Source organism: Tepidamorphus gemmatus, from assembly GCF_004346195.1.
Taxonomy (GTDB): domain Bacteria; phylum Pseudomonadota; class Alphaproteobacteria; order Rhizobiales; family Tepidamorphaceae; genus Tepidamorphus; species Tepidamorphus gemmatus.
The window spans coordinates 51299-64439 of the sequence record NZ_SMAK01000002.1 but is presented as its reverse complement, the minus strand read 5'-3'; the positions used below and the strand labels follow the sequence as shown (position 1 = coordinate 64439).

Annotated in this window: 10 protein-coding genes; all 10 read left to right on the top strand. The window is 66.0% G+C overall.

Annotated features, from left to right (window positions below):
* The first annotated feature begins 41 nt into the window (after nt 1–41).
* On the top strand, nt 42–1076 hold the full coding sequence (gene dusB, locus EDC22_RS03205) for a tRNA dihydrouridine synthase DusB (RefSeq protein WP_281048261.1): 1035 nt from the start codon (nt 42–44) through the stop codon (nt 1074–1076).
* A gap of 2 nt (nt 1077–1078) precedes the next feature.
* A complete protein-coding gene (locus EDC22_RS03200) occupies nt 1079–2224 on the top strand; it encodes a two-component system sensor histidine kinase NtrB (protein ID WP_245499638.1) in 1146 nt (381 codons plus the stop codon).
* 6 nt (nt 2225–2230) lie between these two features.
* Complete coding sequence (gene ntrC, locus EDC22_RS03195) at nt 2231–3670, top strand: nitrogen regulation protein NR(I) (protein WP_132805182.1); 1440 nt, start codon at nt 2231–2233, stop codon at nt 3668–3670.
* A 160-nt stretch (nt 3671–3830) separates the two neighbouring features.
* Nucleotides 3831–6113: a sensor histidine kinase NtrY-like gene (locus EDC22_RS03190; protein ID WP_165926767.1), complete on the top strand. Its 2283-nt coding sequence runs from the start codon at nt 3831–3833 to the stop codon at nt 6111–6113.
* Nucleotides 6114–7478 (top strand): nitrogen assimilation response regulator NtrX, encoded by a 1365-nt coding sequence (gene ntrX / locus EDC22_RS03185; RefSeq protein WP_132805180.1) that lies wholly within the window; start codon nt 6114–6116, stop codon nt 7476–7478.
* A 77-nt stretch (nt 7479–7555) separates the two neighbouring features.
* A complete protein-coding gene (gene trkA, locus EDC22_RS03180; RefSeq protein WP_132805179.1) occupies nt 7556–8932 on the top strand; it encodes a Trk system potassium transporter TrkA in 1377 nt (458 codons plus the stop codon).
* Nucleotides 8933–8947: 15 nt separating this feature from the next.
* Nucleotides 8948–10396, top strand: coding sequence for a TrkH family potassium uptake protein (locus EDC22_RS03175; RefSeq protein WP_132805178.1), 1449 nt, complete (start codon nt 8948–8950; stop codon nt 10394–10396).
* 65 nt (nt 10397–10461) lie between these two features.
* Nucleotides 10462–11322: a D-amino-acid transaminase gene (locus EDC22_RS03170; protein ID WP_132805177.1), complete on the top strand. Its 861-nt coding sequence runs from the start codon at nt 10462–10464 to the stop codon at nt 11320–11322.
* Between the two features lie 174 nt (nt 11323–11496).
* Nucleotides 11497–11754 (top strand): RNA chaperone Hfq, encoded by a 258-nt coding sequence (hfq, locus tag EDC22_RS03165; protein WP_132805574.1) that lies wholly within the window; start codon nt 11497–11499, stop codon nt 11752–11754.
* Nucleotides 11755–13140: a GTPase HflX gene (gene hflX / locus EDC22_RS03160; RefSeq protein WP_132805176.1), complete on the top strand. Its 1386-nt coding sequence runs from the start codon at nt 11755–11757 to the stop codon at nt 13138–13140.
* Nucleotide 13141 lies beyond the last annotated feature (1 nt).

Genomic DNA, 13141 nt, shown 5'->3' with positions numbered 1-13141 from the left:
TTGGTTGCGTCGCACAACTTCATGTCTAAGATGTGGGCACAATGGCCATCGCACACGAAATGAGCAGTGACGGCGCCGCGCGATCGCGCGGAGAGGTTGCGATCGCGGCCATCGCCCAGGGCGGGCGGGCCGTCCTCGCACCCATGTCCGGCATATCGGATGCGCCCTTCCGGCGTCTAGCCCATCGCTTCGGAGCGGGGCTCGTGGTCTCGGAAATGGCTGCCTGCGAGGCTTTGGCGGAGGCGCATCCCGAAACGATGCTCCGCACCGAGGGCCGCGGTCTCGTTCCGCACGTGATCCAGATCGCCGGTCGCGATCCGTTCTGGATGGCCGAGGGCGCGCGCCGGGCGATGGATGCAGGTGCCGATATCATCGACATCAACATGGGCTGTCCCGCGCGCCGGGTAACGAACGGTTGGTCAGGCTCGGCACTGATGCGCGATCTTGATCATGCCTGTCGGCTGATCGAGGCGACGGTCGCGGCGGCGGCAGTGCCGGTGACCCTGAAGATGCGGCTCGGCTGGGACCGCAACTCGATCAATGCGCCGGATCTGGCACGCCGCGCCGAGTTGCTCGGCGTCAAGATGATCACGGTGCATGGCCGCACGCGCTGCGACTTCTACAAGGGAAAGGCCGACTGGCGCGCGGTGCGTGCGGTGCGGGATGCGACCTCGCTGCCGCTCGTCGTCAATGGCGACATCATCGATCTTGCATCCGCAAGGCGCGCCCTCAGCGAGTCTGGAGCCGACGCAGTGATGATCGGACGGGGCGCCTGCGGCCGCCCCTGGATCGTCGGCAAGATCGACCGGGCTCTTTCGGGTCGCGCGCCGCTGCCGGGGCCGGAGGATCTCGCCGGCCTCGTCGTGGAACACTACGAGGCGATTCTGGCGCATTACGGCGAGCCGGTCGGGGTGCGCGTCGCCCGCAAGCATGTCGGCTGGTATCTCGACCACGCGGCCAGCTGCGCGGTCGACCCGTGCCTGCGCCGGCGGCTGATGACGGAGGACGACCCGAGGATCGTACTGTCAGCGATCTCCGAGGCATTCGCCGAGATCGATCTCAAGGACGCTGCGTAATGATGGCGGACATCATCGAGTCCCTGCCGACCGGAAGCTCCTCCATGCCGGTACCGGAACTTGTCTTCAACGCCTTGCCGCATCCGATCGTGGCGGTCGATGCGCGCGACAGGATCGTCGCTGCCAACGCGGCCGGCGAGGTCTTCTTCCAGGCGAGTCTGCCGGTGCTCCGGCGCTTCACACTGAGCGAGCTCGTGCCATTCGGCAGCCCGCTGTTCGATCTCATCAGCCAGGTGCGCGAGCGCAACGCGCCGGTCAGCGAGTACCGCGTGGCGATCGGCACGCCGCGCACCGGCGGCGAGCGCCTCGTCGACATCTATGTTTCGCCGGTACCCGAGGAACCCGGACACGTCGTGGTGATGGTCCATGAGCGGACCATCGCCGAGAAGTTCGACCGGCAGCTCACCCATCGCGCCGCCGTGCGCAGCGTGACCGGGCTCGCCAGCATGCTGGCCCACGAGATCAAGAACCCGCTGTCGGGGATCCGGGGCGCCGCGCAGCTGCTCGAGTCGACCGTGGATGAGGGCGATCGCGCGCTCGCCCGCCTGATCCGGGAGGAGACGGACCGCATCGTCAAGCTGGTCGACCGTATGGAAGTCTTCGCCGACCAGCGGCCGATCGAGCGCGAGCCGGTCAACATCCATGCGGTGCTCGACCGTGTGAAGCAGATCGCGCTGAACGGCTTTGCCCGACACATCCGCTTCACCGAAGACTACGATCCTTCGCTGCCGCCCGTCCTGGCCAACAGGGACCAGCTCGTGCAGGTATTCCTGAACCTGATCAAGAACGCGGCGGAGGCGATCGGCCCGACCGCGGGTGATGGCGAGATCGTGCTCACCACCGCGTTCCGGCCCGGCGTCCGTCTGTCTGTGCCGGGAAATGCCGAGCGCGTCTCGCTGCCTCTGGAGTTCTGCGTGCGCGACAACGGCCCGGGCGTTGCCGAAGACCTCATGCCACATCTGTTCGATCCCTTCGTCACCACCAAGATGTCGGGATCCGGCCTCGGTCTGGCGCTGGTCGCCAAGATCATCGGCGATCATGGCGGCGTCATCGAGTGCGAATCGCAGCCGCGTCGCACCACCTTCCGGATCCTGATGCCGATCTACACGCGCGGCCGTGACGAGCCGTCGCACGCAAGCGAGGACTGATCGCCGATGCCAACGGGGAGCATTCTGGTTGCCGACGACGATGCGGCGATACGCACGGTGCTGAATCAGGCGCTGTCGCGGGTGGGCTACGATGTGCGGGTGACCGGCAATGCCGCGACGCTGTGGCGATGGGTGGCGCAGGGGGATGGCGATCTCGTCATCACCGACGTGGTGATGCCTGACGAGAACGCATTCGACCTGCTGCCGCGTATCAAGAAGCTCAGGCCGGACATGCCGATCATCGTGATGAGCGCGCAGAACACTTTCCTGACGGCGGTGAAGGCCTCGGAGCGCGGCGCCTACGAATATCTGCCCAAACCGTTCGACCTGAACGAACTGGTGACCATAGTCGGCCGGGCGCTCGCCGAGCCGAAGCCGAAGGCGTCGCTGACCGTCGAGGAGGAAGCCGACAACATCCCGCTCGTCGGCCGGTCGTCGGCCATGCAGGACATCTACCGGATGCTCGCGCGGCTGATGCAGACCGATCTGACGGTGATGATCTCCGGCGAGTCGGGTACCGGCAAGGAACTGGTTGCCCGTGCCCTGCACGACTACGGCAAACGCTCCAAGGGGCCGTTTGTCGCCATCAACATGGCGGCGATCCCGCGCGACCTGATCGAATCCGAGCTGTTCGGCCACGAGAAGGGGGCCTTCACCGGGGCCCAGACCCGCAACACCGGCCGCTTCGAGCAGGCCGAGGGCGGGACACTGTTCCTCGACGAGATCGGTGACATGCCGATGGAGGCGCAGACCCCGTTGCTGCGCGTCCTGCAACAGGGCGAGTACACCACCGTCGGCGGCCGCACCCCGATCCGAACCAATGTCCGCATCATCGCGGCGACCAACAAGGACCTGCGGCTGCTCATCAACCAGGGGCTCTTCCGCGAAGACCTCTTCTACCGGCTGAACGTCGTGCCGATCAGGCTGCCGCCCCTGAGGGAACGGTCGGAGGACATTCCCGACCTGGTGCGCCACTTCTTCGCGCAGGCTGAGAAGGAGGGCTTGCCGCGCAAGCAGATCGAGCAGGCCGCGCTCGACCGGCTCAGGCGGCATCGCTGGCCCGGGAATGTCCGCGAACTGGAAAACCTCGTGCGGCGGCTTGCCGCGCTTTACCCGCAGGAGGTGATCTCGGAAGGGATCGTCGAGGCGGAGCTGTCGGAGTCGCTGCCGCCCCCGGCCATCGACAGCGGAGCGCAGGACGACTCGCTGGGCGGATCGGTGGAGCGACACCTCACCACCTACTTCAAGGCATTCGGTGATCGGCTGCCGCCGCCGGGCCTGTATCACCGGATCCTGCGCGAGATCGAGGAACCTCTGATCGGTGCGGCGCTGGCAGCGACCCGGGGCAACCAGATCCGTGCGGCCGAGCTGCTGGGCCTGAACCGGAATACCCTGCGCAAGAAGATCCGCGACCTCGACATCCAGGTGATCCGCGGCGGGCGTTGACAGCGGAACTGTCCACCGGTCATCCGGCCAGTCTCATTTTTGCAACAATTGTGGTTGATGTGCATCGGTGGGCAGTCCACGATCCGATGATGGCGGTGTCGTGGCGCGGCCTCCGGCGGCCGCGCCGGACACCCGTTTCGTTCGGATGGATCATCGACCAGTGTCTTCTTCACAGACGCGACCGGTTCCCCCTTCCGTTCTGGCGACCCGGCACAGCAGATCGCTACGCATTGCCGGGTCGCTGCTCGTCGCCCTGGCGCTTGTCGCGGGCGGAGCAACCTTCGCCATCCTTACCGGGCTGACCCCGATCGAGCCGGACGAAGAGGTGGTCTCCGCCTCTCTCGTCATCAACCTCATCCTGGTTGCGGGCCTGACGGCGATCGTCGCGACCGAGGTCGGCAGACTGCTGATCGCGCGGCGCCGGGGAATCGCGGGCGCGCGTCTGCATCTCCAGATCCTCAGCCTGTTCGCGCTGATGGCGGTGGTGCCGGCGGTGCTCGTCGCGGTCGTTGCCACCGTCACGCTCGACCGGGGCCTGGACACGTGGTTCTCGGAGCGCACGCGCACGATCATCCAGACCTCGCTCTCCGTCGCCGAGGCCTATCTGCGCGAGCATGGACAGGTGATTCGTGCCGATCTTCTGGCAATGGCGACCGACATCGATCGCGCCGAGCCGATGTATCGCGAGGACCCAGAGCGGTTCGCGCAGTTCTTCAATGCCCAGGCCGCGATCCGGTCGCTTCCGGCAGCCTTCATCCTGCGCGAGGACATGTCCGTGGTGATGCGCGCCGACATCCCGGTACAGCGGGAGTTCCTGATGCCGCCCGAGAACGCCGTCGAACAGGCGATGAACGGCGAGGTCGTGGTGATCGCACCTGGCATCTCGAACCAGGTCGGCGCCATCGTCCGTTTGCAGAAGTACGACGGCGCGCTGCTCTATGTGGCGCGGTCGGTGGATCCGCTGGTGATCAACTATCTGCGGTTGGCGCAGGCGAATGTCGCCGAGTTCTCCAGTCTCGAGCGGCGCCGCTTCGGCGTGCAGGTAGCCTTCGCGCTGATGTATGTTGGATTCGCGCTGATCCTGCTGCTCTCGGCGGTGTGGATCGGCATTGGCTTCGCCAATCGGCTGGTCTCGCCGATCCGCAGGCTGATCGGGGCCGCAGACCAGGTTTCGCACGGCAATCTGTATGTCCAGGTGCCGGTCCGGCCGGAGGAGGGGGATCTGGCGAGCCTCGGTCAGACCTTCAACAAGATGACGACGCAGCTGCGCTCGCAGCGCGATGAGCTGCTGGAAGCCAATGCCGAGCTGGAGGAGCGCCGCCGCTTCATCGAGGCGGTGCTGGCTGGTGTTCCGGCCGGCGTGCTCGGCGTCAGCGACACCGGGGAGATCACGCTGGCCAACCGGTCGGCGGCGTTGCTGCTTGAGTCCGCCCAGGACGACCTGGTGGGGACCGCAATCCAAGATATCCTTCCCGAGCTCCAGCCCTGCGTCGAGCAGGCGCGCCAGCAGCCCAACAGGCTAGTGCAGGACCAGATCATGATCCGGCGGTCGGGCCGCGAGCGGACGATCGCGGTGCGAGTCGCCGCGGAGCGGTCTGCCTCCGGCGGCTTCGGATTCGTCGTCACGCTCGACGACATCACCGAGCTGGTGACCGCGCAGCGCAGCTCCGCCTGGGCCGACATCGCCCGCCGTATCGCCCACGAGATCAAGAATCCCCTGACGCCGATCCAGCTCTCGGCCGAGCGGCTGCAGCGCAAGTATGGCAAGGTGATCACCACCGACCGCGATGTCTTCGACCAGTGCACCGATACGATCATCCGCCAGGTTGGCGACATCGGGCGTATGGTCGACGAGTTCTCCGCGTTCGCCCGGATGCCAAAGCCGGCCATGGAGTCGACGGATATCGGCGAGGTGGTGAAGCAGGCGACCTTCCTGATGGGGGTCGGCAATCCCGGAATTGCCATCAAGCTCGACAGTCCGGAAACGCCGATGATGGCGTTGTGCGACCGGCGGCTGATCTCGCAGGCCGTGACCAATATCATCAAGAATGCCAGCGAGGCGATCTCGGCCGTCGAAGACGTGCACGCCCGGGGCGAGGGGCTGATCGAGGTATCTGTGAAGGATATCGGAGGCTGGGTTGCAATCGACGTGATCGACAACGGTGTCGGTTTGCCGAGCCAGAACCGTCATCGCCTGCTCGAACCGTACATGACGACGCGGGAGAAGGGGACCGGACTCGGACTGGCGATCGTGGCGCGCATCATGGAGGAGCATGGCGGCAGGGTGGAACTGGCGGATGCTCCATCGGTTGCCGACGGCGGCCGCGGCGCTTGGGTGCGGCTGACCTTCCCTCGTTTCGCGCGTGCCGCTACCCAGCAGGCGGACGGAACGGCAGAAAGGCAGGAGACCGCCCTCGTGGAGCGGCGGGCGGAGCAGGGTTAGATGGCGAAGGACATTCTCATTGTCGACGACGAGGCCGACATCCGCGATCTGGTCGCGGGAATCCTGGAGGACGAGGGATTCGCCGCACGATCGGCCGCCAACAGCGATCAGGCGCTGGCAGAGATCCAGGCGCGCCGGCCCTCCATGGTCTTCCTCGACATCTGGCTGCAGGGAAGTCGTATGGACGGCCTGGAGCTACTGGACGCCATCAAGAGCGAGCATCCAGACCTGCCGGTGGTAATGATCAGCGGTCATGGCAACATCGAGACCGCGGTTTCGGCGATCAAGCGCGGTGCCTACGATTACATCGAGAAGCCGTTCAAGGCGGACCGACTCGTCCTGGTCGCAACGCGCGCCCTGGAGACGCTGCGGCTGCGTCGCGAGGTGCAGGATCTGAAGAAGCGCTCCGTCGACGCCGGCCAGCTTATCGGCCGCTCCAGCGTCATGAACCAGTTGCGCAACGCCATCGAGCGCATCGCGCCGACCAACAGCCGCGTGCTGATCTCGGGTCCTTCCGGATCCGGCAAGGAGCTGGCCGCCCGCACCCTGCACGCGCTGTCGGCGCGGTCCGGAGGTCCGTTCGTGGTGATCAACGCGGCCACGATCACGCCCGAGAACATGGAGGTGGCGCTGTTCGGCACAGAGACCGCCGAAGGGCGCCGGATCGTCGGCGCGCTCGAGGAGGCGCATGGCGGAACCCTGTTCATCGATCAGGTTGCCGACATGCCGCGCGAGACGCAGAGCCGGATCCTGCGCGTCCTCGTCGATCAGAATTTCCAGCGCGTCGGCGGTTCGACGCGTGTCCATGTGGATGTTCGGGTGATTTCTTCGACCAGTCGCGATCTCGAGGTCGAGGTCCGCGAAGGGCGGTTCCGGGAAGATCTCTTCCACCGGCTGAGTGTGGTACCGGTACGGGTGCCGGCGCTGGCCGAACGTCGCGACGACATTCCCGAGCTGATCGACTTCTTCATGCGGCAGATTTCCGCCTCTTCGGGCCTGCCGCCGCGGCGCATCGGCGCCGACGCGATGGCGGTGCTGCAATCGCACGACTGGCCGGGCAATGTGCGCCAGTTGCGCAACAACGTGGAGCGGCTGATGATCCTCGCCGGCGGGGATCCATCGGCGGTGATCACGGCCGATCTCCTGCCGGCGGAAGTCGGCGCCTCGCTGCCGCCGGCGCCGGGCAACAGCCGGGCCGAGGAACTGCTGGCGCTACCGCTGCGCGACGCACGCGAGATCTTCGAGCGCGAATATCTGATCGCGCAGATCAACCGGTTCGGCGGCAACATTTCCCGCACGGCGGAGTTTGTCGGCATGGAGCGGTCCGCGCTGCACCGCAAGCTGAAGAGCCTCGGCGTAGGCTAGTCGGCGGAAAAGCGGTATGACACCGCTGCCGAAGCGCAACCGCTCGGCTGCGCGGGCGCAATCGGGGACGAAGACACATGAAGGTCGTGATTTCGGGCGCCGGCCAGGTCGGCTTCGGCATTGCGGAGAAGCTCGCTGCCGAAGGAAACGATGTCTCGATCATCGACAGCTCTCCAAGGCTGATCCAGTCGATCACCGAATCGCTGGACGTCAGGGGCTTCGTCGGACATGGCGCACATCCCGACGTTCTGTCCCAGGCCGGGATCGAGCAGGCCGACATGCTGATTGCCGTCACGCTGCATGACGAGGTCAACATGGTCGCGTGCCAGGTGGCACATTCGCTGTTCTCCGTCCCGACCAAGGTGGCCCGCGTGCGCGCGCAGAGCTACCTGGCACCACACTGGCGGGACCTGTTCTCGCGCGATCATCTTCCGATCGACGTCATCATCTCGCCGGAGGTCGAAGTCGGCGAGATGGTGCTGCGCAGGCTCGCACTTCCGGGTGCTTTCGACACCGTGACGTTCGCGGACGGCAAGGTGGTGGTCGCGGGCGTCTATTGTGACGAGAATTGCCCGATCGTCGATACACCACTCCACCAGCTGACCGATCTGTTCCCCGATCTCAAGGCCATCGTCATCGGCCTGCAGCGCGGCGACCGCTTCATCGTGCCGTCCGGCCAGGACCAGATTCTGGTGGGCGATATCGCCTACTTCGCCGCCGACCGCGACCAGGTCCGCCGGACTCTCGGCATCTTCGGACACGAGGAGGAGGCAGCCTCGCGTGTGGTGATTGTCGGCGGTGGCAACATCGGCTTCTACGTCGCGCGCGAGATCGAGGCCCGGCAGCGCAGCACCCGCGTCAAGGTCATCGAATCCTCGCGCGACCGCGCCGTGGCGATCGCCGACGAACTGAAACGCACCGTCGTCCTGCATGGCAGCGCCTTGGACGAGGATCTGCTGCGTGAGGCAGATGTCACCGATGCCGATACCGTCGTTGCCGTCACCAACAACGATGAGGTCAATATTCTCGCCTGTGTCATGAGCCAGCGCCTGGGGGCCTCGCGCAGCCTGTGCCTGATCAACAATCGCGGCTACCCGGACCTTACCCGGTCGCTCGGCATTTCGGCCTATGTCAATCCGCGCCAGATCACCGTCTCCAAGATCCTTCAGCACGTACGGCGGGGCCGCATCCGCGCCGTGCATTCGGTACAGAATGGCGCGGCGGAGATCATCGAGGCCGAGGCGCTAGAGACATCACCCCTGCTCGGCAAGCCGCTGCGCGAGCTCGACCTGTTCGACGGCATCCGGATCGGCGCCATCTACAGGGCTGGGAAGGTGATCACGCCGCGCGGCGACACGCAGATCCAGCCACATGACCGCATCGTCATGTGTGCGCTTGCCGACCAGGTGCGCCGTGTCGAACAGATGTTCCGGGTGAGCCTCGAGTTCTTCTGAGCGACGCCCGCGCTGATGATTCCGGTCGTCTACGTCTTTGCATACTTCCTGGCGGCCATGTCGCTGTCACTGATCGTCCCGGCCATCGTCGCGGCGGGACTGGGGGAGGGGGCGCAGGTCGTCGATTTCCTGATCAGCACGGTGCTGTGCATATTCGTCGCCGGCGCGATGATGCTCAGCCTCAGCGGCCGCGAACGGCGGCTGCGGCCCGCGCAACGCTATCTGCTCGCCCTGATGCTGTGGACCTTCTTGCCTTTGGTCGGCGCGCTGCCGCTGTTTCTGGGCGCGGTTGGCCTGTCGCCGAACGACGCCTATTTCGAGGCCGTTTCGGCGCTGACGACCACGGGGGCGAGCGTGCTGCCTGCGCCGGAGCGGCTGCCGCGCTCGATCGTGCTCTGGCTCGGCATGATGCAGTGGATCGGCGGCGGACTGACGCTGCTCGTCGTCGTGCTGGCGCTGGCGCCGACCGGCGTGGGCGGCCTGCCGGAAACCCACGCCCGGATGATCGAGCACGGCGGATTGCCGGAGAAACGCCGGCTTGTGCTGGTCGTCCGGGATGTCTTTCCGATCTATCTCAGCGCGACCGCGCTGACCTTCCTGGCACTGGCGGCGACCGAACTCGACGCCTTCGAGGCCCTGGTGCTCGCATTCTCCAGCGTTTCCACCGGTGGCATCACGCCGCGGTCGGTCGAGCTTGGCGAATACGTGTCCGACGCCGGACTGATCGTGATCATGCTCGCCATGCTGTATGGGGCGACCAATGTGCTGTGGCACCGCGACCTGCTGCAGTTGCGCCGTCGCCGCAACCTTGCCTACAGGGAGAGCCTGTGGATGATCGGCGCTTGCCTGGTGCTCGGGCTGATCGCTGGCTACCGGTATTTCGAGGCCTCCGGACGCGGTGTCTGGCTGGCCATGCGCGATGGCCTTTTCACCGCGACATCGCTGATCACCACCACCGGATTCGAGGTCAGATACGCCGGATTCGAAGTCTTCACGCTGGTCGTGGTCGCGACGGTCGTCGCGATCGGTGCGGCGAGCTTCTCCACGGGCGGGGGGATCAAGGTATTCCGGGTCGGCGCGATGCTGCTGCAAGGCGGCCGGGAACTGAACCGTCTCGTCTATCCGCACGGTGTGCGGCCATCGACGCTGGCTGGCCAAGCTTACGACATGCAGCTGATGAAGGCGATCTGGTCCGGGTTCCTCGCCTTTGTCCTGGCCGCCGTCGGCCTGTCGCTGATGGTCGCGGCTGAGGGAATTCCCTATGATGGTGCCGTCGTTGCGGCCCTGTCGGCCCTGTCCAATGCCGGTCCCGTCTACGCCAGCGACTGGGCGGGCGCTGGCTGGCCCGCCTATGCAGAGTTGGGGAGCGGGACGCGACTGATGCTGTGCGCCGGCATGATCCTGGGGCGGCTCGAGATTGTCGCAGTGCTCGGCCTGATCGTCTATGCGGCGCGGCGCGGATGAGAGTTGCACCTTGGCGCGGCCGGCCGCACCGTCGCCATACGATACTCTGGGGAGATCGCATCGTCATGTCCCGTGTCGCCTATGTGAATGGCCGCTACGTTCCGCACGCGGAGGCCTGCGTCCATGTCGAGGACAGAGGGTACCAGTTCGCCGACGGGGTCTATGAGGTCTGCGAGGTGCTCGACGGGCGCCTCGTCGACGAACGCCGCCACATGGACAGGCTGGAGCGATCGCTGAAGGAACTGCGAATCCGCGAGCCGATGTCGCGCGCCGCCCTCGGCCACGTGCTGCGCGAAACCGTCCGGCGCAACCGGGTCCGCGACGGCATGGTCTATCTGCAGATAACCCGCGGCGTCGCCCGGCGCGACCATCCGTTCCCGAAGGGGGATGTAGCGCCTGCCGTCGTGGTCACCGCCCGTTCGATCGACCGACGCAAGGGCGGCAAGGTGGCCGAGCAAGGCATCGCCGTCATCACGGTTCCAGACAATCGCTGGGAGCGCGTCGACATCAAGACAGTATCGCTCCTTCCCAACGTCCTCGCCCGACAGGCGGCAGAGGAGGCTGGCGCCGCCGAGGCCTGGTTCGTAGACCGCGATGGCTGTGTCACCGAAGGCTCCTCGACCAATGCCTGGATCGTCGACATCGACGGACGGCTGATAACCCGGCCCGCCGATCGCGGCATACTGAGAGGCATCACCCGGACAGTGGTGGTCGAACTCGCCCGGCGCGAGGGGCTCGAACTCGTCGAGCGGCCGTTCACCGTTGAGGAGGCGAAGCGGGCGCGGGAGGCCTTCGTCACCTCGGCGACGAAGCTGGTGATGCCGGTCGTCCGAATCGATGACGCGGTGATCGGCAACGGCAAGCCCGGTTCGATTGCCGGGCGGTTGCGGGATCTGTTTCACGGGGCCGCGGAAATCGCCTCGTGACGCGTGTGCAACGCCGCCGGCCTTGCAGGGGTGCACTGCAAAATCGTGCCTTGCCCTGCGGCATCATCTTACCATCTAATTCGGCAAGGATCGCAGGACGATCCGACAAGCACCGCGTGGTCAGCCACAAAAGGACCCGTCTGCATGCCGGCAGCGGGGCAAGAGGTAAAAGCAATGGCGGCGGAACGACATCAAAACCTCCAGGACACGTTCCTGAACTATGTTCGCAAGAACAAGACTCCCCTCACCATTTTCCTGGTCAATGGGGTCAAGCTTCAGGGCGTGGTGACCTGGTTCGATAACTTCTGTGTATTGCTCCGTCGGGACGGACATTCCCAGCTGGTCTACAAGCACGCCATCTCCACGGTCATGCCGAACCATCCGATCCAGTTGTTCGAGCCTGCCGAGGAGGGGGCTGCGGTCGGAGGTTGATTGACGCCGGTCGAGTCTGCTTCCCATAGCCCCGGCGGGCGCCGGGACACGGGCCTCGCCCACGAGACGGCGAGGGCGCCGGTGCGCGCCTACGTTGTCGTACCGGAGGTGCGCACGCGCCAGAGCAGCGCGGGCGGTCCGCACGCACGATCGGCGCAGGCGCGTCTGGATGAGGCGGTCGGGCTGGCCCGGGCGATCGACCTCGACATTGTCGGTCAAGGGATCGTGCGCATAGCCGAGCCGCGGCCCGCCACGCTGATCGGTCAGGGCAAGGTGGAGGAGCTGAAGGGGCTGATTCTCGCGGAGGAGATCGGCCTTGTGGTTGTCGATGCGCCGCTGACGCCGGCGCAGCAGCGCAATCTCGAGAGGGCCTGGAACGCCAAGGTGCTCGACCGCACCGGCCTGATTCTCGAGATCTTCGGCGAACGGGCGCGGACGAGGGAAGGGCGGCTGCAGGTCGAACTTGCGCATCTCAACTGGCAGAAGAGCCGGCTGGTGCGATCGTGGACCCATCTCGAGCGGCAACGCGGCGGTTTCGGCTTCCTCGGCGGCCCGGGTGAAACCCAGATCGAGACCGACCGGCGGCTGATCCAGGAGCGGATCGCCCGCATCGAGAAGGAACTGGAGTCCGTGCGCCGCACGCGCGGGCTGCATCGCGACAGCCGGCGGCGAGTGCCGTTCCCCGTCGTCGCGCTCGTCGGCTACACCAACGCAGGCAAGTCGACGCTCTTCAATCGTCTCACGCGGGCCGAGGTTCTGGCACGCGACATGTTGTTCGCGACCCTCGATCCGACGTTGCGGGCTGTGCGGCTACCAGGTGGGCGTCGTGTGATCCTGTCCGACACGGTGGGATTCATCTCCGATCTTCCCACCGACCTGGTCGCGGCCTTTCGGGCGACGCTCGAGGAAGTGCTGGAAGCCGATCTGATCCTGCATGTGCGCGACGTCTCCCATCCCGACAGCGCAGCCCAGGCCGCCGACGTGACGGCCATCCTTGACCGGCTCGGTGTCGATGCCGAGGGGAGCGGGCGCGTTCTGGACGTGCTCAACAAGGTGGATCTGCTCGATCCCGTTGAGCGGGGCAGGCTCGAAGCCTCGGCGGGCCGTCAGTCCGGTCAGGTACGGCCGATCCTGATGTCGGCCGTCACGGGCGAGGGGGAGGCAATGCTGCTGGCGGCGATCGACGAACGGCTCAAGGGCGAGGTTGTCCATCGCAGCATCGATCTTGAGGCTTCCGACGGTGCGGCGGTCAACTGGATCTACGAACGCTGTACGGTGGTCGGGCGCAGCGACGATGCCGAGACCGGCCGAGTGCGTCTGGAGGTCGACATTCCGATTTCGCGGCGCGATGAGTTCGATCGCCGCTTTCCCACTTCAGGGGCCTGAA

Coding starts and splice junctions, on each gene's coding strand:
- dusB (WP_281048261.1), top strand. CDS start 42: ATGGCCATCGCACACGAAATGAGCAGTGACGGCGCCGCGCGATCGCGC.
- EDC22_RS03200 (WP_245499638.1), top strand. CDS start 1,079: ATGGCGGACATCATCGAGTCCCTGCCGACCGGAAGCTCCTCCATGCCG.
- ntrC (WP_132805182.1), top strand. CDS start 2,231: ATGCCAACGGGGAGCATTCTGGTTGCCGACGACGATGCGGCGATACGC.
- ntrX (WP_132805180.1), top strand. CDS start 6,114: ATGGCGAAGGACATTCTCATTGTCGACGACGAGGCCGACATCCGCGAT.
- trkA (WP_132805179.1), top strand. CDS start 7,556: ATGAAGGTCGTGATTTCGGGCGCCGGCCAGGTCGGCTTCGGCATTGCG.
- EDC22_RS03175 (WP_132805178.1), top strand. CDS start 8,948: ATGATTCCGGTCGTCTACGTCTTTGCATACTTCCTGGCGGCCATGTCG.
- EDC22_RS03170 (WP_132805177.1), top strand. CDS start 10,462: ATGTCCCGTGTCGCCTATGTGAATGGCCGCTACGTTCCGCACGCGGAG.
- hfq (WP_132805574.1), top strand. CDS start 11,497: ATGGCGGCGGAACGACATCAAAACCTCCAGGACACGTTCCTGAACTAT.